General features: G+C 74.6%; 25 protein-coding genes. 8 read left to right on the top strand and 17 right to left on the bottom strand.

Annotated features, from left to right (window positions below; all coding sequences use genetic code 11):
* Positions 1 to 6 precede the first annotated feature (6 nt).
* The 5 genes from ACWERV_RS03415 to ACWERV_RS03435 form a co-directional block, all read right to left on the bottom strand.
* Positions 7 to 525, bottom strand: a complete 519-nt coding sequence (locus ACWERV_RS03415; protein ID WP_452928144.1) for a pyridoxamine 5'-phosphate oxidase family protein — start codon at positions 523 to 525, stop codon at positions 7 to 9.
* Positions 526 to 579: 54 nt separating this feature from the next.
* A complete protein-coding gene (locus ACWERV_RS03420) occupies positions 580 to 1,407 on the bottom strand; it encodes a hypothetical protein (protein ID WP_452928147.1) in 828 nt (275 codons plus the stop codon).
* Positions 1,408 to 1,579: 172 nt separating this feature from the next.
* Entirely contained in the window at positions 1,580 to 2,422 is an 843-nt protein-coding gene (locus ACWERV_RS03425) for a hypothetical protein (protein ID WP_452928150.1), read from the bottom strand.
* Complete coding sequence (locus ACWERV_RS03430; RefSeq protein ID WP_452928153.1) at positions 2,422 to 3,690, bottom strand: VWA domain-containing protein; 1,269 nt, start codon at positions 3,688 to 3,690, stop codon at positions 2,422 to 2,424. The genes ACWERV_RS03425 and ACWERV_RS03430 overlap by 1 nt, the downstream gene beginning before the upstream one ends.
* 137 nt (positions 3,691 to 3,827) lie before the next feature.
* Positions 3,828 to 4,616 carry a CTP synthase C-terminal region-related (seleno)protein gene (locus tag ACWERV_RS03435; protein WP_452928155.1) on the bottom strand — a complete coding sequence of 263 codons (789 nt, stop codon included), beginning with the start codon at positions 4,614 to 4,616 and terminating at the stop codon, positions 3,828 to 3,830.
* A gap of 76 nt (positions 4,617 to 4,692) precedes the next feature.
* Here ACWERV_RS03435 and ACWERV_RS03440 point away from each other — a divergent pair, with 76 nt between their 5' ends.
* The 6 genes from ACWERV_RS03440 (at position 4,693) to ACWERV_RS03465 (ending at position 9,388) form a co-directional block, all read left to right on the top strand.
* Entirely contained in the window at positions 4,693 to 5,655 is a 963-nt protein-coding gene (locus tag ACWERV_RS03440; RefSeq protein WP_452928501.1) for a LysR family transcriptional regulator, read from the top strand.
* 123 nt (positions 5,656 to 5,778) lie between these two features.
* Positions 5,779 to 6,354 (top strand): dihydrofolate reductase family protein, encoded by a 576-nt coding sequence (locus tag ACWERV_RS03445; protein ID WP_452928158.1) that lies wholly within the window; start codon positions 5,779 to 5,781, stop codon positions 6,352 to 6,354.
* Positions 6,355 to 6,493: 139 nt separating this feature from the next.
* Positions 6,494 to 7,216, top strand: a complete 723-nt coding sequence (locus tag ACWERV_RS03450) for a DUF4232 domain-containing protein (RefSeq protein ID WP_452928161.1) — start codon at positions 6,494 to 6,496, stop codon at positions 7,214 to 7,216.
* A 171-nt stretch (positions 7,217 to 7,387) separates the two neighbouring features.
* Positions 7,388 to 8,005 (top strand): class F sortase, encoded by a 618-nt coding sequence (locus ACWERV_RS03455; protein ID WP_452928163.1) that lies wholly within the window; start codon positions 7,388 to 7,390, stop codon positions 8,003 to 8,005.
* A 53-nt stretch (positions 8,006 to 8,058) separates the two neighbouring features.
* Positions 8,059 to 8,550, top strand: a complete 492-nt coding sequence (locus tag ACWERV_RS03460) for an RNA polymerase sigma factor (RefSeq protein ID WP_452928504.1) — start codon at positions 8,059 to 8,061, stop codon at positions 8,548 to 8,550.
* Positions 8,534 to 9,388 carry a DUF4232 domain-containing protein gene (locus ACWERV_RS03465; protein WP_452928165.1) on the top strand — a complete coding sequence of 285 codons (855 nt, stop codon included), beginning with the start codon at positions 8,534 to 8,536 and terminating at the stop codon, positions 9,386 to 9,388. Before ACWERV_RS03460 ends, ACWERV_RS03465 begins: the two co-directional genes overlap by 17 nt.
* Before the next feature lie 78 nt (positions 9,389 to 9,466).
* Here ACWERV_RS03465 and ACWERV_RS03470 read toward each other — a convergent pair whose 3' ends face one another.
* From ACWERV_RS03470 to ACWERV_RS03515, 10 genes are all read right to left on the bottom strand, one after another.
* Positions 9,467 to 10,759 (bottom strand): pectate lyase family protein, encoded by a 1,293-nt coding sequence (locus tag ACWERV_RS03470; protein ID WP_452928507.1) that lies wholly within the window; start codon positions 10,757 to 10,759, stop codon positions 9,467 to 9,469.
* A gap of 127 nt (positions 10,760 to 10,886) precedes the next feature.
* Positions 10,887 to 12,236, bottom strand: coding sequence for an ABC transporter substrate-binding protein (locus ACWERV_RS03475; protein WP_452928168.1), 1,350 nt, complete (start codon positions 12,234 to 12,236; stop codon positions 10,887 to 10,889).
* A 92-nt stretch (positions 12,237 to 12,328) separates the two neighbouring features.
* Complete coding sequence (locus ACWERV_RS03480) at positions 12,329 to 13,147, bottom strand: DUF6807 domain-containing protein (protein WP_452928169.1); 819 nt, start codon at positions 13,145 to 13,147, stop codon at positions 12,329 to 12,331.
* Positions 13,144 to 14,298, bottom strand: coding sequence for a Gfo/Idh/MocA family protein (locus tag ACWERV_RS03485; protein WP_452928171.1), 1,155 nt, complete (start codon positions 14,296 to 14,298; stop codon positions 13,144 to 13,146). The genes ACWERV_RS03480 and ACWERV_RS03485 overlap by 4 nt, the downstream gene beginning before the upstream one ends.
* A 5-nt stretch (positions 14,299 to 14,303) precedes the next feature.
* Entirely contained in the window at positions 14,304 to 15,200 is an 897-nt protein-coding gene (locus tag ACWERV_RS03490; RefSeq protein WP_452928173.1) for a carbohydrate ABC transporter permease, read from the bottom strand.
* Positions 15,197 to 16,126, bottom strand: a complete 930-nt coding sequence (locus ACWERV_RS03495) for a carbohydrate ABC transporter permease (protein ID WP_452928174.1) — start codon at positions 16,124 to 16,126, stop codon at positions 15,197 to 15,199. The genes ACWERV_RS03490 and ACWERV_RS03495 overlap by 4 nt, the downstream gene beginning before the upstream one ends.
* An 18-nt stretch (positions 16,127 to 16,144) precedes the next feature.
* Positions 16,145 to 17,875, bottom strand: coding sequence for an L-arabinonate dehydratase (gene araD, locus ACWERV_RS03500; protein ID WP_452928176.1), 1,731 nt, complete (start codon positions 17,873 to 17,875; stop codon positions 16,145 to 16,147).
* A complete protein-coding gene (locus ACWERV_RS03505) occupies positions 17,872 to 18,780 on the bottom strand; it encodes a dihydrodipicolinate synthase family protein (protein WP_452928178.1) in 909 nt (302 codons plus the stop codon). The genes araD and ACWERV_RS03505 overlap by 4 nt, the downstream gene beginning before the upstream one ends.
* Positions 18,780 to 19,427: a GntR family transcriptional regulator gene (locus ACWERV_RS03510; RefSeq protein ID WP_398184416.1), complete on the bottom strand. Its 648-nt coding sequence runs from the start codon at positions 19,425 to 19,427 to the stop codon at positions 18,780 to 18,782. The genes ACWERV_RS03505 and ACWERV_RS03510 overlap by 1 nt, the downstream gene beginning before the upstream one ends.
* Before the next feature lie 247 nt (positions 19,428 to 19,674).
* On the bottom strand, positions 19,675 to 20,394 hold the full coding sequence (locus ACWERV_RS03515) for a ribonuclease H family protein (RefSeq protein WP_452928181.1): 720 nt from the start codon (positions 20,392 to 20,394) through the stop codon (positions 19,675 to 19,677).
* 142 nt (positions 20,395 to 20,536) lie between these two features.
* Here ACWERV_RS03515 and ACWERV_RS03520 point away from each other — a divergent pair, with 142 nt between their 5' ends.
* Positions 20,537 to 22,549 (top strand): ATP-binding SpoIIE family protein phosphatase, encoded by a 2,013-nt coding sequence (locus ACWERV_RS03520; RefSeq protein ID WP_452928184.1) that lies wholly within the window; start codon positions 20,537 to 20,539, stop codon positions 22,547 to 22,549.
* 79 nt (positions 22,550 to 22,628) lie between these two features.
* Here ACWERV_RS03520 and ACWERV_RS03525 read toward each other — a convergent pair whose 3' ends face one another.
* Positions 22,629 to 23,993 carry an NAD(P)/FAD-dependent oxidoreductase gene (locus ACWERV_RS03525; RefSeq protein ID WP_398184425.1) on the bottom strand — a complete coding sequence of 455 codons (1,365 nt, stop codon included), beginning with the start codon at positions 23,991 to 23,993 and terminating at the stop codon, positions 22,629 to 22,631.
* A 296-nt stretch (positions 23,994 to 24,289) separates the two neighbouring features.
* Between ACWERV_RS03525 and ACWERV_RS03530 the strand changes: the two genes are divergently transcribed.
* Complete coding sequence (locus ACWERV_RS03530) at positions 24,290 to 24,811, top strand: hypothetical protein (protein ID WP_452928187.1); 522 nt, start codon at positions 24,290 to 24,292, stop codon at positions 24,809 to 24,811.
* Here ACWERV_RS03530 and ACWERV_RS03535 read toward each other — a convergent pair.
* On the bottom strand, positions 24,783 to 26,030 hold the full coding sequence (locus ACWERV_RS03535; RefSeq protein ID WP_398184431.1) for an MFS transporter: 1,248 nt from the start codon (positions 26,028 to 26,030) through the stop codon (positions 24,783 to 24,785). The two genes, ACWERV_RS03530 and ACWERV_RS03535, sit on opposite strands and share 29 nt — an antisense overlap.
* Between the last annotated feature and the right edge of the window lie 32 nt (positions 26,031 to 26,062).

The following is a 26,062-nucleotide window of genomic DNA, read 5'->3' on the forward strand; positions in this document are numbered from 1 at the left end:
GCGCGGTCAGGGGGCGCTGAGCTTGGCCGGGTCGGGGGCGAAGACGGTCATCCAGTGGGGGTCGAGGCGGAAGTAGACGACGTCGCGCTCCCAGTCGAAGGCGTCGGCGCCGTAGAAGTCCTTGAGGTAGGCGAGCAGGCCGGGCCATTCGGGGTCGGGGTCGCCGTCCGCGGGGTTGAGGGCGACGGCGTCGCCGTGGGTGAAGACGCCGAGGTCCTCACCGCGCATGTGGGCGGCGCTGGCGGCCGGGCGGGCGGTGAGGTGGCGGGCCTTGGCGGCGGTGCGGGCGGTGCCGAAGTACCAGCGGCCGTGCAGGAAGTGGCCGTCCGCGCCGCTGATCCGCGGTTCGCCCTTGGCCGTCACGGTGGACAGCGCGAGCGTGCACATGCCGGTGAGGACGGCGGTGAGCTGCTCGGCGGTCATGGTGCGGCCGGTGAAGATGGAACGCAGGTGGGAGGTGGAGTCCGACAGCGAGGCGTCGAGCAGGGCCTGGAGCGCGGCGGTCTCCTCGGGGGTTTCACGCATCGGCACACTGTAGCCAGCCGCGTCCCGTCCCGTGGCGAGCGGCGCCGGGAAGGGCTACTGCGCGGCGAAGCTCGTGAAGCGGTGGTCGCGGGCGCGGCTCGCAGGGTGGCCGAGGCGGACGTCGGTGAGCAGCCGCAGCAGGAACTCGCCCGCGCCGCAGTCGTGCTGCTCGTCCTCGCGGCCTTCCGTCCGGGCGACGACCGGCCAGGCGCCGGGGTCGCCGGGGCGGGTCCGCCAGAGCAGGACGAGGCCCTGCTCGGAGCACGCCCAGGGCAGCAGGCCCTCCGCGGCCGGGTCCGTGAGCTCGTCGGGGGTCCACGGCGCGAGGTCGGGGGCGGGCACGAGGACTTCCACGCAGCCGTCGAAGCTGCCCTCCCCGAACACGTCCGCGATCTCCTTGTAGTCGGCGGGCAGCCGGGTGCCGAGGGCGGCCTCGATCGCTGGCCAGTCGGCCCGCGGGCCGGGTATCGGCTCCCAGCCGGTGACGGTGCGCAGCCTGTCGGCCCAGCTCGTGCCCGGTGGGAAGCCGTCGACCGCCGGGTCCGCGCGGTGGGCGGCGACGGCGACGGTGCGCGGGCCCTGCGCGGTGGCGGCCAGGCCGCAGCCCAGCCAGCGGTCGCGCAGCGGCCAGCCGCGCAGCTCCAGCAGCTCGCCCGCGGCGAACGGCTCGGTCAGCGCGCGGCCGGTGCGCTCGGTCAGCGTCGGGTCGACGAGGCCGCCCGCGGCCAGGTTGCGGTGCCGGCCCGCCAGCCGGGTCAGCGCCGCGACGAGGCCGCGCAGATCGGCGTCCTGAGGGGCGGTCAGAACGACGGGCGCGCCGGGCTGCGGCGGCTCGCCGTCGGTGAGCCGCCGGATCGCGGCGGCGAAGGGGCTGCTGTCCATGCCCCCCAGTGAACACCCCAGCACTGACAGCGAGGTCCGCGCCCGGGGCGGCGCCGGGCGGCACGGCGGACGGGCCGGATCGGCGCCGCGCCGCGACCGCCGGGCGCCGCGCACGGAGCGGGACGCCCCCTCCGCGTGTGAGGGGGCGCCCCGGGGTCGTGCGCTGCGGCCGTCAGGGGGTGTACGGCGGCGGCTCGTGCGGGCGGACCGGTTCCGGGCGGCCCCGGTACGGGCGGCCGATCGGGCCGCGGGCCAGCCGGTGCCCGCCGAGCGCGGCGGCCACGGCGAGCAGCCCGCCGCCGGCCGTCCACAGCCAGCGCGGCGACCACCAGGTCCCGGCCCAGCCGCCGCCGGGCGAGATGTCCGGGGCGCTCGCGGAGACCACGGGCGCCACCGAGCCGTCGACGGCGTCGCGGCCCGCGGTGCCGTCCGAGGTCACCTCGACGGCGGCGCGGAAGGGCTGGCCGAGGTCGGCCTCGGGGACGTCGAGGGCGGTGAGCCGCAGGTAGTACGCGCCGCGCAGCGGGTCGTTGGACCAGGTGTCGGCCCAGGCCCGCACGGTGCGCAGGTGGCAGACCAGCTCGACGCTCGCGGCGTTCGCGGCGGCGGTGCGGGTCTGCGCGCCGTAGCGGCAGGCCTGGCGGCGGCGCAGGCCGTCGTAGACGTCGATCTGCCAGGTGGAGGCGCTGTGCGCGGCGGCGGTCCCGGAGCCGGAGCCGAACGTCACGGTGGCCTTCACGGTGACGTGCTGCCCGGCGTCGGCGGGCACCACCCAGTACAGGTAGTCGCCCGCGGAGGCGCTGGCGGTGGCCTGCTCGCCCTGCTTGAGCGCCACCGCGGTGCGGAAGTTGGTGCCGGCCTCGGTGGGCGGGCCGTCGTCGCCCGCATCGGTGGAGCCGTCGGTCGCGGTCGCCGTGGCGCTCGGGGTGTCGTCGGCCAGGGCGTGCCCGGCGGGCAGCGCGACCGCGGCGGCCGCGAAGAGCAGCGCGGCGGCCAGTCGTCGTACGTTGCGCATCAGGAGGCCCTTCCGGTGTTCAGCCGCCAGCGGGAGATCCAGCCGGTCAGCAGGCCGGCGACAGCGCCGGTGAGGGTCAGCAGGCCGAGCAGCCACCAGCCGCGGCCGAGACCGAAGAAGGCGACGTCGGAGGGCTGGTCGGGGCTCGGCACCAGGTCGATGGCGAGTTCGACGGGCAGGCCCGGGGTGGTCTTGACGGCGGGCGGCGCGGAGAAGGAGTTGCCGACCTGGAGGCACACGGTCTCCGGCGGCGTGTCGTCGTCAGCCTTCGGCTTGGGGTAGCGGATGCCCGCGGAGACGGCGTCGGTGCGGCCGGTGCCGCCCTCGTCGTCGCGGACGATCTCCCGGCCGTGCGTGGTGACCCCGCGCAGCAGCACCCCGTAGTTCGCGTTGACGGCGCGGTCGTCGGCGATGGTCGCGGACGCCCGCAGCTCCTTGCCCGGCGGCACCTCGACGCGGTACCAGCGGTTCTCGGAGAAGGTCTCGCGGTCGGAGTACAGGCCCGCCTTGAGCAGGGGCGCGTCCTTGCAGCTGTCGGCGCCCTGGGTGGCGACGGGCGTGACGACCCGGTCGGTGCTGCGCTTGACGAGCTGCTTGACCTTGCTGGTCAGCTGGTTCTTGTGCTGGACGGTGGTGTACGTGCCGCCGGTGGCCTCGGCGATGCAGCTGAGCTGGTTGCGGGTCTTGGAGTCGGGGATCAGGCCGAGCGTGTCGATGACCAGGTGGATGCCCTGGGAGGCGATGTCACGGGCGACGTCGCAGGGGTCGGCGTTGCAGGTGTCCTCGCCGTCGGTGATGAGCACCATGCGGCGGGTGCCGTCGCCGCCCGCCTTGAGGTCGTCGGCGGCGGCGAGCAGCGCGGGGCCGATCGGCGTCCAGCCGGTGGGGGCGAGCGTCGCCACGGCGGTCTTGGCCTCGGTGCGGTCCAGCGGTCCGACCGGGTAGAGCTGCCGGGTGTCCTTGCAGCCGGTCTTGCGGTCGTTGCCGGGGTAGTCCGCGCCGAGGACGCGTATGCCCAGCTGGACCTCCGGCGGCGTCGAGTCGAGGACGTCGTCGAAGGCCTGCTTCGCGGCGGACATCCGGCTCTGCCCGTCGATGTCCTTGGCGCGCATCGAGCCGCTGACGTCGAGGACGAGTTCGACCTTCGGTGCGGGCTGCGCCGCCGGTTCGCCGTCGTCGGCGGCGGCGCCGGCGGGCAGCAGCCCGCAGACGAGGGTGGCCAGTAGGCCACCGGCCATTCCCATGGCCAGCAGTCTTCTCGTGATCATCGGAGGATCGTAGTGAAGGTCCGTGACAATCATGAAGTCGGCTGGTCAGCGCGGTGGCCTGACGGCCCACCGGCTCGTGCCGGGGTGCCGCGCGGGCGATTTCCTGACGGGCCGCCACCGCGGGCGGACGCCGGGGCTCAGGCCGGGGACAGCTGTGCGGCGCGGCCCGCGGCGTGGGCCGCGGCGTGGGCCGCGGCGGCCCGCGCCAGCGCCCGGACGAAGGCGTGCGGGCGGCTTCCGTCGCCGGACAGCTCGGGCTGGAAGAGCGCGGCCAGGAAGAAGGGGTGGCCGGGGAGTTCGGCGACCCGGACCTCCCCGTCGCCGTCGGTACCGCTGAAGCGCAGGCCGTGCGCCCGCAGCACGTCGAGGTGGCCGGGGGCCAGGCCGTACGAGCAGTTGTAGCGCTCCACCGACCGCTCGGCGCCGAGCACGCTGCGGGCCAGCGATCCCTCGGCCACCGTGACCGTGCCCTCGTGGCCGGCGAGGGAGCAGGCGAGCGGGACGACCAGCAGATCGGCGGGGTCCGCGCCGGGCGGCCGGTCCTCGGCGTGCGACGCCCCGGCCAGACCGCACACGTGCCGGGCGAACTCCAGCACCGCGTACTGGAATCCGCCGCAGCTGCCCAGGAACGGGATGCCCCGCTCACGGGCGGTGCGCACCGCGGTGAGCGCGCCGCGCTCGCTGCGGTAGGGGCTGCCGGGCAGCAGCCACACGGCGTCGAAGGCGGCGAGGGCGGCGGCGTCCTCGGCGTCGGCGGTGGGGATCCAGTAGGCGTCGAGGAGAAGGCCGTCGCGGGCGGCCAGCGCGTCGAGGATGCCGGGGACGCGGGTATGGGCCCGGACGCCGGGCGAGCGGTCACCGACCAGGGCGACGCGCGGGGCGGGGACTTCCGGTACGGCGGCAGCCGCCGTCTGGGGTGCGGTCATGCCGCCATCCTGGCCCGGCCGCCGAGACAAGCGCCAACGATGATGTGTGACCTGTCCATCAGGAATACTGATGGGCGTGGATCCGCACCTGCTCCGTACGTTCGTCACCGTCGCGCGCCTCGGCTCCTTCTCGGCCGCCGCGCGCGAGCTGGGCTACACGCAGTCGGCGGTCTCGCAGCACGTCGCCGCCCTGGAGAGCGACCTCGGGGCGGTGCTGCTCGGGCGGCGGCCGGTCGCGCCGACGCCCGTCGGGGTGCGGCTGCTGGAGCACGCGGAACCGCTGCTGCTGCGGCTGGCGGCCGCCCGCGCGGACATCGCCCGGCTGACCGCCGAGCCCGCCGCCCGGCTGACCGTCGGGGCGGTCCCCACCGCACTGACCGGCCCGCTCGCCGCGGCTCTGGCCGGACTGCGCCGCGGCCGCCCGCTGCTGGAGGTGACGGTACGGGTGCTGGGGCGCGCCGCCGTCGTGGGCGGCGTCACCGCCGGGGAGCTGGACGCGGGCCTCGTCGACGGGGCGGCCGCGCCCGGCGATCCGCTGGACCTTGCCGACACGGCGCCGCTGGCCGCGTTCGCCGTCGCCGAGGAGGCGCTCGCCGTCGCGCTGCCCGCCGGGCACCCGCTGGCGGGCCGCGCGGGGGTGGGCCTCGCCGACCTGTCGCAGGCCCGCTGGATCGACGCCCCCGGCACCGCGCTGCCGCTCGCCCGGCTGCGGACGGTGAGCGGCACGGAGGGCTTCCGCGCGGCCCTGCGCTACGAGGGCGCGGACGTGCGGGGGCTGCTCACGCTGTGCGCCGCGGGGCACGGCCTCACGGTGCTGCCCGCCGCGGCGCTGCGCGGGGCGCCGGGCGTGCACGCCGTCCCCGTTACCGCCCCGCGGCTGGTGCACCGCACCGAGATCCTGCACGCGAGGTCCCCGGCCGCGCAGGTGGCGCTGCTCGCGGCGGCGCTCACCGCGGCGCCGCCGCGCGGGCCTCGGCCGCCCGCCGTACCGCACCAGCCGGGTGACGACTCGCGGGCGGGCGGCGGCACGCGGCCGTGAGAAAAAGATCCCCCCTTCCCCGCCCAGTCCCGGCGGGCCGCGGTGTCCATCCCTGCGGTTGCCGGGAACGGCGGCCCGCGGCCGGGAAGCGGCCGCGGAGCACACGGAGCGAGGGAGCCCGTCATGGGGAGAATCGTCGTGCACGAGAACGTCTCGGTCGACGGCGTGATGCAGGATCCGACCGGCGACGAGGGGTACGCGAGCGGCGGGTGGTTCGCGCGGATGCCGGAGGAGGTGTTCGCGGCGTGGGGCGAGGTCGAGTACCAGGAGGCGCGCGACTGCTCGGCGTGGCTCATCGGGCGGGGCACCTACCGGTGGTTCGCGCAGCGGTGGGCCGCGCGCGAGGGCGCGTGGGGGGACAGGCTGCGCGCGGTGCCCAAGTACGTGCTGTCGTCGACGCTGGCGGACGCGCCGGAGTGGGCCAACTCCTTCGTGGTGAAGGGCGACCCGGCGGTGGCGGCGGCGCGGCTGCGCGACGAGGTGGACGGGGACGTCCTGGTCTACGGCAGCCGCCCGCTCGCGCAGGCGCTGCTGGAGGCGGGCCTGGTCGACGAACTGCGCCTGATGACGCACCCGTTCGTCCTCGGTGCCGGCGGTGAGCGGCTCTTCCCCGACAAGGGGGCGATGCGCGGGCTGCGGCTGGCGGGCGCCCGGGAGATCGGCGGCCACCTCGCGCTGCTGACCTACCGTCCGCTGTGACGGGACGGGCCCCGGAGCCGGACTTGGCGAAGTCTTTACAACCCGGGGCCCGCCCGTGTCGTCTCTGCCCTCGAATCCCGGTCCGGCCGGCCGCGCGACATGACGTGCGGCCGGCCGCCGGAGAAACGAGGGACGGGACATGCGCAGTACCTCAGTCGCCGCCGGTACGGCGGCGGTCCTCGCGGTGGCGGTCGCGGGGGCCGTCCCCGCCGTCGCCTCGGCCCCGGTGGGCCGGGCGCCCGGCACCCCGATGTGCGCCACCTCGCAGCTGACCGCGTCGCTCGGCGGCGGGGACGGGGCGGCGGGCAGCGTCTACCGCTATCTCGTGCTGACCAACCACAGCGCGACCACCTGCCACCTCACCGGCTACCCGGGCGTGTCGGTGCTGGACGCCAACGGCAAGCAGATCGGCGCCCCGGCCGACCGCCAGCCGAGCCGCTACGCGCCGGTCGTGCTGAAGCCCGGCGCGTCGGCGAGCGACACCATCCGCACCGTCAACCACATGGGGACGTGCCTGCCGACGTCGGCGAAGGTGCGGATATACCCCCCGGGCAACACGGCGTCGCTGGTGATCCCGGGTGAACTGACCATCTGCGACAAGACCTTCACGATCACGCCGATGGCCGCGGGCAAGAACGGCAGCGACCCGGTGGGCACGCCCGCCCCGACGCACGGCACCAAGCCCTCGCCGACGAACCCCGGCCAGGTCACGACGGTCCCGAAGGGCGCGCCGGACACCGGGCTCGCCGCGACGGGCGGTAGCGGCAACGGCGGGCTGACGGCCGGTCTTGCGGCGGGCGCGGCGGCGCTCGCGCTGGGCGGTCTGGGCGTCGCGGCCTCCCGCCGCCGCTCCCGGGGCTGAGCGTTGGCCGGCTCCCGTCGCGTACCTGAGGCCGGGGAGGCAGCCCCTCGCCTCCCCGTGCCCCCGGCGCGTCCTCCCGCCGCCGCCCGGCCTTCCGGCGGCGGGAGGACGCGCGTTCCCCGACGGGCCCGCGAGCGGTCCGGGGCGCGTCGCGCCCCGTGGGCCGCCGCGGTGCTCGCGGCGCTCGCCGTCGGCGTGTCGGCCTGCAACGGGACCGGCACGGGTCCCGCGCCCGCGGGTTCCGGCACGTCCGGCGGCGCGGCGCCGCCCACCGCTTCGGCGACGGCCACCCCCGGCACCGCGCGGACGGTGCCCGGCACGCCGATGGCGCGGTCGTCGCCGGAGCGGCTGAGGATCCCCTCCCTCGGCGTGGACACCCCCGTCATGGCGCTGGGCCTGGCGCCCGACGGCGAGGTGAAGGTGCCGCCGATCGAGGCGCACTCGCCCGCCGGGTGGTACGACGGCTCGCCGACGCCGGGCCAGACCGGCCCGTCGGTGCTGCTCGGGCACGTCACGGTCGGCGCGTACGGCGACGGGGTCTTCCGTCACCTGGACCGGATGCGGCCGGGCGACCGGGTGCAGGTCGAGCGGGCGGACGGCAGCGTGGCGACGTTCGCCGTCGAGCGGGTGCAGACGGTGTCCAAGGCGCACTTCCCCACGCAGGAGGTGTACGGGAACGTGGACCACCCCGCGCTGCGTCTCATCACCTGCGGGGGCACGAAGCTGACCGGCGGTGGCGGTTACCCGGACAATGTGATCGTCTACGCCTCGCTGGTCGCCGGCTCGTGAACGACTGGCCCGCCGCGGTCGGCGGCCCGGCGGCCGAGGTGAGGAGGGGCGTCATCCGGCAGTACGAAGAACGCGCCGCCGCCGAACTGTTCGAGGCCGTCTACCCGAGGCTGGCGGGCTGGTGCCGCCGCCTGGTGGACGACGACGGCACCGCCCACGAGGTGGCGGCCGAGGCGTTCACCCGGCTGTGGGCCCGCTGGACCCGGGTCGAGGAACCGACCGGCTTCCTCTATGTGACGGCGGCCAACCTGGTGCGCGACCACTGGCGCAGAATGGAGCGCGAGCGGCGCGCGCTGCGCCGGGTGTCGGCCGAGCAGTCCCTGCACGCGCAGACGGAGGCCCACGACCCGTCGGTGCGGATGCTGGTGCAGTCGCTGCCGGAGCGGCTGCGCAACCCGGTGCTGCTGTACTACTACGCGGATCTGCCGGTCCGTGAGGTGGCCGCGCTGCTGGGCCGCCGGGAGGGCACCGTCAAGGCCGACCTGCACGCCGCCCGCGAACTGCTCCGCGCCCGACTCGAAGGACACCATGACCGGATTTCCTGACGACCTGGGGGGCGCCCCCGAGGGCCCCGGCCCGGAGGAGCCGCTGCTGCGGCAGCCGCCGGGGTATCTGGCGCCGCCGCCCGGCTCGTTCGGGCAGATCCGGCGGCGCGCCGCGCGCCGGCGCCGGCTGCGCACGGCGGGCGGCGGGGTCGCGGCGGCCGCGGTGCTCGCCGGGTCGGTGTACCTGGTCGGCGCGCTCACCCCGCAGGGCACCGACGACCGGGTGAGCCCGCCCGCGACGGACACGCAGACCGGCCCGGCCCTGCCGACCACCCGGCCCGCGCCGCCGGTGACGACCGAGCCGCGGGCCACCCCCGGCACGCACAGCGCGCCCCCGCCGTCCGGCCCGTCCCCGGCCACGTCCTCCCCCGCGCAGGACACCCCGACCGTGCCGGGCACCCCGTCCTCCCCCGGCCACGGCTCGACGACGCCGATGTGCGCGGCCTCGCAGCTGACCGCCTCGCTCGGCGGCTCCGACGGCGCGGCGGGCAGCGTCTACCGCTATCTGCTGCTCACCAACCACAGCGCGACGGCCTGCCATCTCACCGGCTATCCGGGCGTGTCGGTGCTGGACGCGAACGGCAAGCAGATCGGCGCCCCGGCCGACCGCCAGCCGATGGGCTACGCGGCGGTCGTGCTGAAGCCGGGCGGGGCGGCGAGCGACACCATCCGCACCGCCAACCACATGGGCACCTGTCGCCCCACGTCGGCGAAGGTGCGGGTCTATCCGCCGGGCAGCCGCGCCTCGCTCGTCGTCGACGGTCAGTTGACGGTCTGCGACGAGCTGTTCACCATCACACCGCTGGCCGCGGGCCGCACCGGCAACCCTCCGGCCTGAGCGGACGGCGCCGTTCGGCGGCCGTGCGGCGCCTGCCGTCCGCCCCGGGCAGGGGACGGACGGCAGGCCCCCAAGGGTTCAGAGCCGGCCGGCTCCGGCGCCGTGGTCGACGATCTGCGGGACGGCCCGCGGGTTGTCGAGGTGGGTGCGCGCGACCGGTGTCCAGCCCGCACCCCGCGCGATCGGCGTCGCCGGGTTGGCCGCGTCGAACGCGCCGAGCAGGTCGGCCGGGCGCCCGTTGACGTAGTTGTGGTCCTCCGTCATCGCGGTGCCCTTCCAGTACGCGATGGTGCGGTCCGCGGTCACCCCGGCGGGCAGGGTGAACGCGTTGTACTGCGCGACGAGTTGCGACTGCACGCCCACGCCGAGGCTGTAGACGTAGTCGGCCCCGTCCGTGACGTCGTAGTGGTTGTTGTAGGCGTCGACCTGCCCGAAGCGGACCCGCGGGGCGCGCTCGCCGATGTCCCGGAAGAGGTTGTGGTGGAGGGTCACCCGCAGCTTGCCCGCGTCCGTCGCGGCGGCGCCGTCGCTGTTGCCGAACAGCAGCGTCTTGTCGTGGTCGAGGAAGGCGTTCCAGGAGGCGGTGACGTGGTCGGCGCCCTTGACGACGTCCATCTCGCCGTCGTGCTGCTGGTAGATGCGGCCGAAGTAGTACGGCTGGGCGGCGTCGGGGCGGCGGCCGTCGGTGAAGGTGTTGTGGTCGACCCACACATGGGTGGCGCCGGTGAGCACGAGGTTGTCGTACTCGGAGTTCCAGTTGCCGTCGGCGGTGTCGGTCGGGTCCCACTGCGGGAAGCAGTCGAATGCGTCCTCGAAGGTGAGGTTGCGGACGATGACGTTGTCGACGCCCGCGACCTGGAGGTCCAGGCCGAGCAGCGTCGGGTCGTGCCCGACGCCGACGATAGTGGTGTTGGGTCCGACCTTGAGCTCGACCTGGAGGGCCTGCCTGGCCGCGGACGCGGCACGCGCGTCCTCCAGCGGGCCGGACGGCACCTCGTCCCGTCCCCAGACCGCCGGGTCGTACGCGGCGAGGTAGGCGTCCAGGCTGTAGCCGTCGGTGGCGTAGTCGTCGCAGGACAGCGGATTGCCCGCGGCGTCTGCGTTGCCGTCGACGGTGCCGGATATCTGGATGATCTTCGGGACGGCGCTGCCGCCGTCCAGCGCGGCGGCCAGCTCCGCGCGGTCGGTGACGGTGTAGACGTGCGCGGCGTCGGCGGCCGCGCCGCCGGTGGTGCCGCCGTCCTGGGAGGCCCAGCCGTCGTGGGCGGGCAGCGTCTGGCGGGCGTAGTGCGGCGGCTTGGCGGTGTGCCCGCCGGGCGCGCGGTGCGCCGGGGCGGCGGCCAGCATCAGGGGGGCGGCGGAGACGAGCATGGCGATCAGCGGAACATGGCTCTTGCGCACGTGCGGCTCCCGGTGGGGGTGAAGGAGAGGGCGTGACGGTGCAGAGAGGGGTGGGGGCGGGCGGGGCCGGGGCGCGTGGACCGGCCCCGCCGCGGGCTCACTTCTTCTTGTTGTGCGCGAGGAAGTCGGCCTGGGCGTCGTTGATCTTGCCCGCCAGCTCCTCGGCGAAGTCCTTCGCGGTCATCTTGCCGAGCAGCACCTTCTGGAAGTCCGGCTCGGTGTCGGCCTTGGTGATGTTGTTCCAGTCGGGCAGGTAGTACGGGAACTGGACGATCTTGGTCCCGGGGTCGTCGAGCGACTCCATCGCCGTCTTCGTCGGCCTGGCGTCGTTGATCCACGCGTCGTGCGCGGCACCGGTGTTGGCCGGGATGGCGCCCGCCGACCGGTTCCAGAGGCTGTTCATCTGCGCCGAGGCGGCGAACTCGATGAACTTCCACGCCGCCGACTTGTTCGTGCTGCTCTTGAACAGCCCCAGCCCGTCGACCGGGTTGGAGACGATGGTGCGCACCCCGCCGTCCTGGGACGGCGGCAGCGTGACGCCCTCGATCCCGTCCTTGCCGAAGGCCTTCACATGGTCGTTGTACGAGCCGAGGTTGTGCTGCAGCATGCCGACGGTGCCGTGGTCGAACTCGGCGACCATGTTGACGAAGTCGTTGTTGAGGTCGGCCTCGGGGGTGTCCTTCTTGTACAGGCCGACGTACTTCTCCAGCGCCGCGACGTTCTTCGGGTCGTCGACGGTGGTCCTGTCGCCGTTCCAGAAGCTGTCGATGCCGGACTGGGCGTACATCATCTCCAGCGCCTGGGCGATGGATCCGGCGCCGCCGCGCAGCGTGAAGCCGAACTTGTTCTTCCCGGCGTCGGTGAGCTTGTCGGCGGCGGCGTAGAACGCCGACCAGGTGGTGGGGGGTTGCAGGCCCGCGGCGGTGAAGAGGTCCGGGCGATACCACAACGTGCCCATGTTGGCGGAGGTCGGGACCTCGTACATCTCCTTGCCCCGGCCGCCGGCCGCCTGGACGCTGGAGACCATCCCGGTGACCAGCTTGCCCTTGAGGCCGCTGTCGTCGATCCGGGCGCTCAGCGGTTCCAGGGCGTTCTGCGCGACCATGTTGGCGAGGTAGGCGGTGCCGACGCCGCCGACGTCCGGCAGGCCGCCGCCGGCGATCGCGGTGTCGTACTTCTTCTGCACGTCGGCGATCGGTATGCCGACGTACTCGACGTGGATGTCGGGGTTCTGCTTCTCGAACGCGGCGATGATCTGCTTCCAGACGTCGGTGCGCACACCGCCGTTGTTGTCCCAGAAGACGATCTTCCCCTTGCCGCTGCCCTCCCCGCCGGAGCTGCCGCTGCCGTCGTCACCGCAGGCGGTGACGGTCAGGGCGAGCGCTGCGGCGAGGGCGGTACCGGCGGCCAGCCGGGCTCTGCGGTGTCTGTGCTGCGGGTGTGGCATGGCGGCTCTTTCGGTTGTCGGGACGGATGGCGCGGCGGGCGTCCGGGGCGGGACGTCCTGCGGTGGTGCTGCTGCCGTGCCGGGGGCGCCGGTCAGCGGGTGGTGCGGGCGGCCAGCGCGGCGGCCTCGTCGGGGCCGAGCCGGCCGTCGGCGACGGCGGTGACGACCCGCCGGGCGACGCTGCCGCCGGCGGGAACGGTCAGCGGGCTGCGCCAGGCCAGGGCGGAGCCGACGCCGGGGTATTCGCGGGTGCGGACGAACCAGGGGTCGGTGCCGCGCAGCACGAGGGTCCAGTGCTCGGCGGCGAGCGCCAGCCAGTCGGCGGTGCTGCCGTGCACGGCGTCCTCACCGGCGGCGTCGGGCGTGAAGACCTGCGGGGGTGTGCCGGTGTGCGGGGCGCGCCAGAAGAAGCCGCCGTATCCGGCGCCGGGGCGGCCGTTGGTGGCGGGGCTGCCGATGCGCAGCGGGGCGCCGGTGACGTTGGCCAGGGTGAAGGAGAAGCCCAGCTCCCAGGCGTGCGGGGCCAGCCGGCGGACCGTCACTGTGCGTTCCTCGTGGAGGAGTTCGCGGCCGCCCGCGGTCCAGGACAGCTCCTCGGTGAAGCCGTCCGGGCCCCCGGCCGTCCAGCGCAGGTGGCGCTGCTCTCCGTGGTTGTCGAGCGCGGTGGGCCCCTGGCCGCGGACGAAGGTGCGGCCGCCCCAGAAGTTGTGCCCGGCGACGTCCGGCACCGCGACGCCCACGCCCAGGTGGTGCAGGTGGTCGGCGGGCATCAGCTCGGTGACGGGGGCGCCGCCCAGCGTGGTCAGCGGGTGCAGGTAGGGCCGCGGGGACAGCCGGGCGGCGAGCCGCGGCGCGGTGACGTACGCCCCGACCGTCGTGGAGCCGCAGCGCAGCGGCAGCGGGCCGGTCACCGGCGGGCCGCCGGGCGCAGCGGCGCGGCCCAGGGCGCGCCGAGTTCGGCGAAGGTCGCGAGCTTCTCGGCGGCGCCGTCGACCAGCTCGTCGACGCCGTCCACCACCCGCCGGTGGGAGCGCTCCCCCGCTGCGGTACGCCAACGGGACGGCGGGACCGGCTCCGGGTCCTGCGCGGTCCGCACGGCCTCCACGACCCGCATGAAGGCCCCGGTCGCGGCGGGCGGCACCAGCAGCGGGGTGCCGTCCGCGCGGTGCGCGAGCAGGTTCTCCAGCAGGTCGGTACGGCCGTACGCGCGCTCGTCGGGGCCGTGCCCGGCGCGCTGGAGCAGCACCCGGTCCTGCTTGTACCAGAAGGTGATCCGCCCCCTGCTGCCGTGCACCACCACGTACGGCTCGGCGGCGCGGGCCGCGCACAGCGTGGCGGCGACCACGATCCGGGTGCCGCGGGCGGTGCGGATGTCGACGCACGAGGTGTCGTCGGACTCGATGTCGTACGCCCGGTACAGCTCGGTGCGCACCTGCGCCACGTCCTCCTCGGCGGTGCTGCCGTCCAGGTGCAGCGCGGTGGCGACGGCGTGCGCGAGCGGGTTGGTCAGCACGCCGTCGACGACGTCGGTACCGTCCAGCCGGCGCCGCCCGGACCAGGCGGCGCGGCGGAAGTAGTGCTCCTCGCGCACCCAGTTGCCGGCCGCTCCGATGCCGCGCAGCTCGCCCACCGCGCCGTCCGCGACCAGTGCGCGCACCGCGCGCAGGGCGTGCGAGCCGAGCGACTGGAAGCCGATCTGGCAGGCCCGGCCGCGCCCGGCCAGCCCCCGGGTGAGGCGGCGGAAGTCGCCGAGCGAGGGCGCGGGCGGCTTCTCCAGCAGCACGTCGGCGCCGTGTGCGGCGGCGGTCAGCGCGAGCGCGGTGTGGGTGTGGATGGGGGTGCACACGATCGCGGCGGTCGCGCCGGTGGCGTCGATGAGGGCGCCGAGGTCGGGGCCCTGCGCGGGTCTGCCGAGCCGGGTCAGGGCCGCGGGCTCCAGCGGGGTGACGTCACAGACCCCGGCGAGCCGGACCAGGCCGCGGGCGCTGAGGCGGCGCAGGTTGTCCAGGTGCCAGTGGCCGTGGCCGCGCCCGCCGGCCAGGACGACACGTGTCGCGCCCATGCCGCTCACCCCTTCACCGCGCCGGCGCTGAAGCCGGTGATCAGCCACTTCTGGATGAAGGCGAAGACGATCACCACGGGCACGGCCGCGATGACGCCGCCCGCGGCGAGCGCGCCCAGATCGACGCTGTCGGCGCCGATGAGGGTGTTGAGTCCGACCGGGATCGTCTGCTTGTCCTGCTCGCTGAGGAACATCAGCGCGAAGAGGAAGTGGTTCCAGCTGTGCACGAAGGCGAAGGAGCCGACGGCGACGAGCCCGGGGCGCAGCATCGGCAGCACCACCGCCCGGAAGGCGCGCATGCGGGTGCAGCCGTCGACCCACGCGGCCTCCTCCAGCGCCTCGGGTATGCCCTTGATGAAGCCGCTGAGCAGGATCACCGACAGCGGCAGCTGGAAGACCGTCTCCGAGATGACCACGCTCCACAGCGAGTTGATCAGCTGGAGGTGCCGGAAGATCTGGAAGAGCGGTACGAGCATGAGCGCGCCGGGGATGAACTGCGAGCACAGCAGGGCGATCAGGAAGGCGGTGCGGCCCTTGAAGCGGAAGCGGGCCAGCGCGTAGCCGCCGCTGAGCGCGACCACGGTGGTGAACACCAGGGTGCCGACGCCGACGAGCATGCTGTTGACGAAGAAGGTGCCGAAGGAGCGGTCGTTCCAGACCTTGTCGAAGTGCGCGCCGGTGACCGGCCAGGGCACCAGCGAGGTGGAGCCGTCGGGGCGCAGCGCGAAGAGCAGCATCCAGTAGAACGGCACGAGCGTGAACAGCAGGTACAGGCCCAGCGGCAGGTAGATCTGCCAGCGCGGGGGCCCGTCGGCGGGTCCGCGCCGGCGGCGCCCGCCCTTGGCCGGGTGCGGGAGTGCGGCGGGCGGCAGGGTCACGCCCTCGGCGAGTGCCGTGGTCATGCGCGTTCGCCTCCGAACTTGCTCAGGCGCAGGTAGACGAGGGAGAAGAAGAGCAGGATGACGAAGGCGACGGTGGTCAGCGCCGAGGCGTAGCCGAAGTCGTGCCCGTCCAGGCCGGTGTTGGCGACGTACAGCGGCAGCGTGGTGGTCTGCCCCGCGGGGCCGCCGCCGGTCAGGGTGTAGAGCAGGTCGACGTTGTTGAACTCCCACACCGCGCGCAGCAGCGTGGACAGCACGATCGCGTCCTTCAGGTGCGGCAGCGTGATGTGGAAGAACTGCCGCAGCCTGCCTGCGCCGTCGACGGACGCGGCCTCGTAGAGGTCCTGCGGGATCGACTGGAGGTCGGCGAGCAGCAGGATCGCGAAGAAGGGCACCCCGCGCCACAGTTCGGCGAGCACCGCCGCCCAGAAGACGGTGTGCGGGTCGGACAGCACCGAGTGGCCGTAGGAGCCGATCCCGGCGTCCGCGAGGTAGCGGCTCATGCCCGTCGAGGGGTTGTAGAGCAGCATCCAGATGGTGGTGGTCAGCACCCCGGAGACCGCCCAGGGCGAGAAGACCAGGGCGCGCGACAGGCCGCGGCCGGCGAAGGTCTGGTTGACCAGCAGCGCGAGCGCGAGTCCGATGACGAGCTGGAGGCCGATCTGCACCACGACCCAGCGCAGGCTGAAGCCGAGGCTCTGCCAGAACTGCGGGTCGTCGGTGAGGATGCGGTGGAAGTTGCCCAGGCCCGCGTAGCCGTTCCGCCAGGGCTTGGTGACGTTGTAGTCCTGCAGGCTGTAGTAGAGGACGCTGCCCATCGGGTAGGCGATGAAGCCCAGCATCAGTACGGCGGCCGGGGCTATCAGCAGGTAGGGCAGGCGCCGGGTGCGCCGGCCGCGGTCCTTCACACGGTTTCCGGGCGGGTTCTCCGCCACGGCGATGGCCATGACCTCGGGGCTCCTTCGCTAGGACACGTGGGGTTCCGGGACGTCGCCGGGCGCGGCGAGGAAGCGGAAGTCGCAGCCCGTGTCGGCCTGGGTGATCTGGTCCTGGTAGAGGGCGCCGTAGCCGCGCCCGTAGCGGGCCTGCGGCGGCTTCAGCTCGGCGCGGCGGCGGTCGAGTTCGGCGTCCTCGACGCCCAGGTGCAGGGTGCGGCCCGGCACGTCGAGGGTGATCGGGTCGCCGGTGCGCACCAGCGCGAGCGGGCCGCCGACGTAGGACTCGGGGGCGACGTGCAGCACGCAGGCGCCGTAACTGGTGCCGCTCATACGGGCGTCGGAGATCCTGACCATGTCGCGGACGCCCTGCTTGAGCAGGTGGTCGGGGATCGGCAGCATGCCGTACTCCGGCATGCCGGGCCCGCCGAGCGGACCGGAGTTGCGCAGCACCAGCACGCTGTCGGCGGTGATGCCGAGCCCGGGGTCGTTCACGGTCGCCTGGAGGGTGCGGTAGTCGTCGAAGACGACGGCCGGGCCGGTGTGGGTGAGCAGGCGCTGCTCGGCGGCGATGTGCTTGATGACCGCGCCGTCCGGGCAGAGGTTGCCGCGCAGCACCGCGATGCCGCCCTCGGCGGCGAGCGCGTGCGCGCGGTCGCGGATCACGTCGTCGTCGTGCACCAGCGCGCCGGCCAGCTGCGCGCGCAGGCTGTCGTGGGCGACGGTGGGACGGTCCAGGTGCAGCAGCCCGGTGATCCGGGACAGCAGGCCGGGAAGTCCGCCGGCGAAGTGGAAGTCCTCCATCAGGTACCGGCCGCCGGGGCGGACGTCGGCGAGCACGGGCACGTCGCGGGCGAGCCGGTCGAAGTCGTCCAGGGTGAGCGGCACCCGGGAGCGCCCGGCCATCGCCACGAGGTGGATCACCGCGTTGGTGGAGCCGCCGAGGGCCAGCACGGTGGTGACGGCGTCCTCGTACGCCTCGCGGGTCAGGATCGCCGAGGGGCGCAGGTCCCGGCGGACCAGCTCGACGGCGCGGGCACCGCTCGCCGCGGCCATCCGCTCGTGCGCGGAGTCGACCGCGGGGATCGAGGACGCGCCGGGCATCGTCATGCCGAGCGCCTCGGCGGCGGCGGTCAGCGTGGAGGCGGTGCCCATCGTCATGCAGTGGCCGGGCGAACGGGCGAGCCCGCTTTCCAGTTCGGCCATCTCGCAGTCGCCGATCAGGCCCGCGCGCTTGTCGTCCCAGTACTTCCACATGTCGGTGCCCGAGCCGAGCACCACGTTGCGCCAGTGGCCGGGCAGCATCGGCCCGGCCGGGACGAAGAGGGCGGGCAGGTCGGCGCTGGCCGCGCCCATCAGCAGCGCGGGCGTGGTCTTGTCGCAGCCGCCGAGCAGCACCGCGCCGTCCACCGGGTAGGAGCGCAGCAGCTCCTCGGTCTCCATCGCGAGCAGGTTGCGGTAGAGCATCGGGGTCGGCTTCTGGAACGTCTCGGACAGGGTGGCGACGGGGAATTCCAGCGGGAAGCCGCCCGCCTGCCACACCCCGCGTTTGACGGCCTGGGCGCGCTCGCGCAGATGGCTGTGGCAGGGGTTGATGTCCGACCAGGTGTTCAGCACGGCGATCACCGGCTTGCCCAGGTGCTCCTCGGGCAGGTAGCCGAGCTGCCGGGTCCTGGCCCGGTGGCTGAAGGCGCGCAGGCCCTCGCCGTCGTACCACGCGCTGCTGCGCAGCGGCGGCCGGTCGCTCCCGGTGGCGGTCACAGTCCCCAGCCCTCCACCGCGGCGGCGACCTCGGCGCGCCGCTCCTCGGGCAGCGCGCTGCTGGGCGGGCGGACCTCGCGGCGGCACAGGCCGAGCGCGGCGAGCGCCTCCTTGACCACCGTGACGTTGTCCGCGGACTGCCGGGCGGCGCGCAGGTCCTCGAAGGCGCGGATCTGCTCCCACACCTTCATCGCGGCCGGGTAGTCGCCGGCGCGCAGCGCGGCCAGCATCTCCAGCGAGATCCAGGGCGCCACGTTGGCCAGGCCCGAGGTGAAGCCGGTCGCCCCGGCCGCGAAGTACGCGGGCGCGTACAGCTCGGCCAGGCCCGCGAGCCACACATAGCGCTCCAGCCCGGCGTCCCGCGCGAAGGCGGCGAAGCGGGCGGCGTCCGGCACCGCGTACTTCACCCCGATCACATTGGGGCAGTGCCCGCCCAGCTCGGCCATCCACTCGCCGTCCAGCAGCGGGTTGCGGATGTAGGGCACGACGCCCAGTTCCGGCACCGCCTCGGCGATGGCGCGGTGGTAGGCGACCCAGCCGTCCTGCGAGACGTACGGGTGCACGGGCTGGTGCACCATCACCATCGCGGCCCCGCAGTCCCGGGCGTGCTCGGCGGCGCCGATCGCGGTCGGCAGGTCGTGGCCGACGCCGACGATCACGGTGACGGCGGGCCGGTCCGCGGTCTCGGTGAGCGTGTCGAGGACGACCGCCTGCCGTTCCCGCGGGGTCAGGGCGTAGAACTCGCCGGTGTTGCCGTTCGGCGTGACGGCGCGGATGCCGCCGTCCAGCAGCCGGCGCAGCAGCACCCGGTAGGCGTCCCGGTCGATGCCGCCGTCGGTGCCGAAGGGGATCACCGGGATCGCCACCACACCGGCGAGCGCGGCCGTGAGCGCGGAACGGTCCATCAGACACCTTCCTCGTCGTCGGGGAACGCACGGCGGAAGAAGACCGCGATGTGCGTGTGCAGCAGCCGCGTCGCCTCGTCCGCGTCACCGGCCAGGGCCAGCGCCAGGATCTCCTCGTGCTCGCTCGCCTCCCGCTCCCACGACGGGTCGGCGGCCCAGGCGACGGTGGACACCAGCGCGGCCTGGTCGCGCAGCTCGTCGAGCATCCGGGCCAGCAGCGGGTTGCCGCACGGCAGGTAGAGGGCGCGGTGGAAGTCGCGGTTGGCGAGGCTGCGGTCGGCCCGGTCCTCCGCGCGGGCCGCCCGCTCCAGCGCTTCCTGCGCGGCGGCGAGCGAGGCCCGGCGGGCGATGGTGCGGCGCAGCGCCTCGGGTTCCAGCAGCAGGCGCACGTCGTAGACCTCGCGGGCCATGTCGGCGTCCACGGTCCGCACGGTGACGCCCTTGTACTGGCTCATGACCACCAGGCCCGTCCCGGCGAGCGTCTTGAGCGCCTCGCGCACCGGGGTCTTGGACACCCCGAACTGCGCCGCCAGGTCCGCCTCGACCAGGGCCTGCCCCGGGCTGAGCTGCCCGGTGAGGATGCGGTGCTTGATCGCTTCGAGGACGAACTGCGTCCGGGACGGGATCGGCGTGGGAGCGAAGGTCATGGGGCTCTCAGATCTCACGTATCAGGTCTCATATATGACGTACGAAGTACGACGCGGACGACCGTAGGGCCGCCGGGTGCGGGCGTCAATGCCCTGCGCGCGAACCGGCGCGGGCTTTTTCCGCGCCGGGGCCGGGCCCGGCGGCGGGGTTGCGGGCGCGGGCGCGGGCATACGGAAGCCCCCGCCGCCGCGCGGGGTGCGCGGGGACGGGGGCGGTGGCGATGACGGGAGGCGGCGGGTCAGCGGGTCAGCGGCAGTCGGGGTGACCCCAGCCGTCGGCGTTCTTGGCGATCAGCTCGCCGGCCGCGTATCCCCGCCCGCAGCGGCAGCGGCCGGGGTATTTGGCCTTGAGGGTACGGGCCGGGCCGCCGCCCCCGGAGCCGCCGGACGCGGCGCCGCCTGAACCTCCCGAACCACCGGACCCGCCGGAGCGCGCCGGGCGCGGCGCCTTGCGCACCGTGTCGGGCGTGCGCGGGGGCGGCGGGGAGCCGAGGGCGCTGCCCGCCGGTTCCTGGACCACGGCGGCGTTGCTCGCGGCGCGGTCGGCGAAGTCGTTGAGCCGGTCGCCGTCGACCTGGTGCGCGGGCACGTAGCGGAAGTCCACCTCCCGCCCGGACAGCAGCGCGTCGATGCGCACCACCAGCTCCTGGTTGGCGACGGGCTTGCCCGCGGCCGTCTTCCAGCCCTTGCGCTTCCAGCCCGGCAGCCAGGTCGTGACGGCCTTCATCGCGTACTGGGAGTCCATCCGGACCTCCAGCGCGACGTCCGGTTCGACCGCCTCCAGCAGCCGTTCGAGCGCGGTCAGCTCGGCGACGTTGTTGGTCGTGCTGCCCAGCGGCCCGGCCTCCCAGCGGACCGGCTCGCCCCGGTCGTCGGCGATGACCCAGGCCCAGGCCGCAGGTCCAGGATTGCCCTTCGATGCCCCGTCACACGCGGCGATGATGCGTTCACCCACGTGTCCGAGCATGCCAGCTCCCCCGGCCGGGAAGCACATCGCCCCCGGCCGCCGGTCCGCGCGCCCCGCGCGGGCGCGCTCCGCATGCGCCGACCGCCACCGTCGCCCAGCATGGGTACGGACAGGACCACCGCTGCGGCGAGAGGGCGCCGGGATGGGCAACGGAGCGGGCCGTCCGGCGCCGCGCGAGCCGTCGGACGCCGACAGGCGGGCCGGTTCCGGCGAGCCCGCGGACCCCCGGGACGGTGGAACCGACCCCGCCGAGCAGCGCCAGATCGACGCCATGAACCGCTTCACGGACCACCCGGGCGCCCCTCCCCCGGACCCCGGTCCGGATTCCGCTCCCGCCGCCGGTGGCACGCCCGCCGACGGCCGGCTGCGGGACGCGGTGCTGCTGGAGGCCGGCCACGACCTCGCCGAGGCCGATTCGCTGTCGGCCGCCCTCAAGACCGTGACCAGGCTCTTCTCGCCCGGCTTCACACTGGACGGGCTGGTCGTCTTCGGGCTCACCGACAAGTACCTCAAGGTGCTGGGCCAGTACGGATTCCGCCGCCGGGAGGGCGAGGAGACCTTCCGGATGGTGGCCGGGACGCCCTTCCCGGCCACCGAGGTCATCGACACCGGCCGCCCGGTCTACCTCAGGTCGGCCGCCGAGTACCGCAGGCGTTTCCCCGCCACCTGGCCGATCGCCGCCCGGCACGGGCGGAAGTCCTGGGCCTTCCTGCCGCTCGTGACGTCGGGCAGCATCAGCGCGGTGTGCCTGATGGCCTTCCGCGAACCGGTGGAGTTCACCGACGACGAGCGGGCGCTTCTGGTGCTGGCCTCGCGGCTGGTCGCGCAGGCCCTGGAACGCACCCGGACCGGCACCGCGGAGCTGGCCCTGTCGCGCGGGCTGCGGCGCAGTATGGGCGCGACCCCGCCCGCGGTCCCCGGCCTGTCCGTCGCCACCCGTTACATCCCGACCGGCGGCGGGCTGGTGGTCGGCGGCGACTGGTACGACGTGATCAACCTGCCCGGCGGCCGCCTGGCCGTCGTCATCGGCGACGTCCAGGGCCACGACGTGCACGCCGCCGCGCTGATGGCGCAGCTGCGCACCGCCGTGCACGCCTACGCTGCCGAGGGGCACGGCCCGGACGCGGTGCTGGCCCGCGCCTCGCGCTTCCTGGCCGCCCTGGACGACGACCGCTTCGCGACCTGCCTGTACATCGAGGCCGAACCGGCGTCGGGCGTGCTGCACATCGCCAGGGCCGGGCACCCGCACCCGGTGCTGCGGCTCGCGGACGGCACCTGCATGCTCAAGCACGTCAACGGCGGGCTGCCGCTCGGCCTCATGCCCGGCACCGAGGACTTCCCCGTCACCGACATGGAGCTGCGGCCCGACGAGATCCTGATGCTGTGCACCGACGGCCTGATCGAGACCGGCGGGCACGACATGTACAGCGGCTGGGTGCGGGTCAGGGACGCCTTCTCGCCGGGGCCCGCCGAGGATCTGGAGGGCATCGCCGACACCCTCATCCGCGCGGTGCACCACCCGCTGGCGCAGTCGGCGCAGCGCGGTCCCGAGGGCCACGACGAGCACGCGGCCGCGGGCGCCCGGCACGACCTGGCGCCGCGCAACGAGGACGACATCGCGCTGGTGCTGCTGCGCCGCGACGCCGGGGTGCTCCAGCGGGCGGTGCCCGAGCGCAAGCTCGTGCTGACCATCGAGCAGGACCAGGCGCAGGGCCTGTCCGAGGCCCGCGCGGAGCTGCAGGCGCTGCTGCACGACTGGGCGCAGCCGGACCAGGTGGACACCGCGGTGCTGCTGACGTCGGAGCTGGTCGGCAACGTGCTCATGCACACCGACCAGTCGGCGTCGCTGTCCGCGTCGCTGACCGGCGAGCCGGGCCGCCGGGTGCTGCGGGTGGAGGTGTCCGACAACGGCGACGAGCTGCCGCACCAGCGCAGCCCCGGGGAGCTGGCCTCCTCAGGGCGTGGGCTGATGCTGCTGGACATCCTGTCCGGCCAGTGGAGCGTGCGCCCGGAGTCGGAGGGCAAGACGGTGTGGTTCTCGCTGTGGGAGGACGAGGAGGAGATGGGGGCGGAGGAAGCCGAGGAGGAGGCGGAGCAGCTGGCCGAGGACCCGGCGGCCGTGCTGGACCGGATGGAGGACCCGGAGGGGTTCTGAGCTTCCGGGGCGCGTGCGCGGGGCGCGGCGGGCGGTCCTCCCGCCCTGCCACGCCCCGCGTACGCGCCTGCGCCGGCCGTCAGGTCTGCGGCTGCGTCCCGGCGATCTGCTCGCGCATCTCCTCGGCCGACAGGTAGGCGTCGGTGTACTCGAAGTCCCGCAGGGTGGCGGGCTTGCGCGACTGGAAGCCGGTGCGCACGAAATCGTCTCCGGCCGCCGCGTTGAGCAGCCAGTCCGTCATCACCCGGGTCTTGGCGACGTTGGTGCGCAGCGCCGACCAGTGGTAGCCGCGGGCGACGGCCTGCGCGGGCATCCCGCGCAGCTCGACGCCCAGCGGCTTGGACACCGCGTCGCGGCCGCCGAGGTCGACGACCAGGCCCATGTCCTTGTGCCGGTAGGGCTTGAGCGGCTGGTGCCGCAGGGCCGCGATGACGTTGTCGGCGGCGCGCACGCCCTGCCGCATCGCGTGCTGCGCGGTGGGCGGGCAGACCGCGTCCTCGTCGTCCTTGGTGAGGTCGGGGACGGCCGCGGCGTCGCCGAGGGCGAAGACGCCCTCCCGGCCGGGCACGGCCATCTCGGGGGTGACGACGAGCCGGCCGCGCGCGGTCTCCGCGTCCAGCGTGCCGACCAGCGGGCTCGCCACGACGCCCGCGGTCCAGATGAGGGTGCGGCAGGGCAGCACCCGGCCGTCGGTGAAGGTCACCTCGGTCGGCGAGGCCTTGGCGATCGAGGTGCCGAGCGAGATCTCGATGCCCCGGTCGCGCAGGATCTGCTGGGCGCTGCTGCCGAGCTTGTCGCCCAGCTCGGGCATGAGCTTGGGGGCGATGTCGATCAGGTGCCACTTGATGAGCTTCGGGTCCAGCCGCGGGTAGCGGTGCAGTGCGGCGGTCGTCAGCCGTTGCAGGCAGGCCGCGGTCTCGGTGCCCGCGTAGCCGCCGCCGACGACCACGAACTGCAGCCGCGACTCGCGCTCCAGCGGGTCGTGGGAGGCGTCGGCGAGGTCCAGTTGCGCGATGACGTGGTCGCGCACGTACGCGGCCTCGGCGAGCGTCTTCATCCCGCGGGCGTTCTCCACCAGGCCGGGGATGTCGAAGGTGCGGGTGATGCTGCCGGGGGCGAGGACGATGTAGTCGTAGGGCTCGTTGAACATCTCGTCGGTTATCGTCCGGACCACGCAGACCTTGGCCTTGGTGTCCACACCGACCGCGCCGCCGGGGACGATACGGGTGCGGTAGCGGCGGCTGCGGCGCAGCGACACGGCGATCGACTGCGGGGCGAGGATGCCGGAGGCGACCTGCGGCAGCAGGGGCAGGTAGAGCTGGTAGGAGAACGGCGTCACGAGGGCGATGTCCGCCTCGTCCCGGCCGAGGTTGCGCTCCAGCCTGCGGACGCAGCCCACTCCGGCGAAGCCGGCTCCCACCACGAGGATCCTGGGTCGTGCCACGATGTCCGTCCCTTCTGGGGCTGCGTACGGTCCGGTCGTTCGCCTTCCCGCCGCCGGCGGCTTCGCACCTCCTCCTGTCCTACCCCGGGCTCCCGGCCCCCGCCAGCCGAGCGGCCCCGGTCGGAGGGCGCGGCGGGCCGGTCCGCGCCGGGGCCCGCAGCGCGCGGACGAGTGGCTTCCGGGCGGGGTCCGTCCGGGGCGGCGGCCACTACGATGCAGGTGCTCTCGCACGGTTCGCCCTCGTTGTCCCCCGGGGCCGCGGCCGGCCCCGGGATCCCCCACTTCCGGAGGTAGACATGCGCAGCACGCACCAGCGGTTACGCAGATTCGGCACCGCCACGGCCGTCGCCCTGCTGGGCGCCGGTCTCGGGATGCCGGCCGCGTCCGCGGCCCAGGTGGACCCGCTGCCGATCCAGCCGCACCAGACCTTCGTCGGCCAGGTCAACGGCGTCACGATCGGCGCGGTGATCCAGGTCGGCTGCTTTGGCCCGGTGAGCAGCACCTCGACCGGCCACCCGTTGGCCGGCCAGACGGTGTCGGTCCAACTGGTGTCCGGGGCCACGCCGGTCGCGGCCCGGGTCGGGTACACGGGAGAGTCGGCCGACCGCGTCCTGGTCGCCTTCGGCAACCCGACCTCGGCGGCGCCGGCCACCGAGATCAAGGCGTACGGCCTGAAGGTGCCGATCCCGCAGAGCCTTAACCTGCCCTGCTCCGGCACCGGCACGGTCGGCTTCGTGCCGGTGCCGACGAGCGCGACGGCGCAGCCCGCCACCGTGGACGTCACCTACGTCAGCGTGGGCGTGACTCCCGCGGGCTGAGCGCGGCCCCCGCCGCGGCCGGGTCCGCGGGGGCGGACCCGGCCGCGGAACGCGCGACCACCCGTCCCGGGCGGCGGGCGCCGCGCTCCAGCACGAGCGACGTCACGGCCAGCAGCACCGCGCCGCCCGCCAGGCCCACACCGACCCAGTTGGCGGCGGTGTAGCCGTGGCCGGCCGAGATGACCAGGCCGCCGAGCCAGGCGGCGAGCGCGTTGCCGAGGTTGAAGGCGCCGATGTTGGCGGCGGAGGCGAGCGTCGGCGCACCGGCGGCCTGGTCGAGCACCCGCTTCTGCAGCGGCGGGGTGGTGGCGAAGCCGAGCGCGCCGACGGCGAAGACGGTGGCGGCCGCGGCGGCCTGGTGGTGCGCGGTCACCGTGAAGGCGGCGAGCACGGCGGCCAGTCCGACGAGCGCGGTGAGCAGGGCGGGCATCAGCCGCCGGTCGGCGAGCCGCCCGCCGGCCAGGTTGCCGACGACCATGCCGAGGCCGAGCAGCACCAGCAGCCAGGTGACACCGCCGTCGGAGAAACCGGCGACGTCGGTCATCATCGGCGCCAGGTAGGTGATGGCGGCGAAGACCCCGCCGAAGCCGAAGACGGTCGTGCCGAGCGCGAGCAGCACCTGCACATTGCGGAAGACGGCGAGCTCGTGCCGCAGGCTCACGCCTTCCGGGCGCGGCAGGTCGGGGACGAGCCGGGCGACGCCGAACAGGCCCGCGACCCCGAGGACGGCGACCACCAGGAAGGTGACGCGCCAGCCCGCGCCCTGGCCGACGAGGGTGCCCAGCGGCACGCCGACGACGTTGGCGACGGTCAGGCCGGTGAACATCGTCGCGATGGCACCGGCCCGTTTCGCGGGCGCGACCAGTTCGGCGGCGACGACCGAGCCGATGCCGAAGAAGGCGCCGTGCGCGAGCGAGGTGACCACCCGCCCGGCCAGCAGCACCGCGAAGTCCGGGGCACCGGCCGAGACCAGGTTGCCGACCGTGAACAGCCCCATGAGCAGCATCAGCATCCGCTTGCGGGTGATCCGGGTGCCCAGCGCCGTCATCAGCGGCGCCCCGGCGACCACGCCGAGCGCGTACCCGGTGACGGCCAGGCCCGCCGTCGGGACCGAGACGCCGAAGGCGTCGGAGATCTGCGGCAGCAGCCCGATGGGGACGAACTCGGTGGTGCCGATCCCGAAGGCCCCGATGGCCAGGGCCAGCAGCGCGAGAGGCATGAGGCGCAACCCTTCCGGTAATCCCGCCGTAC

This window comes from Streptomyces sp. NPDC004031 (genome assembly GCF_053604375.1).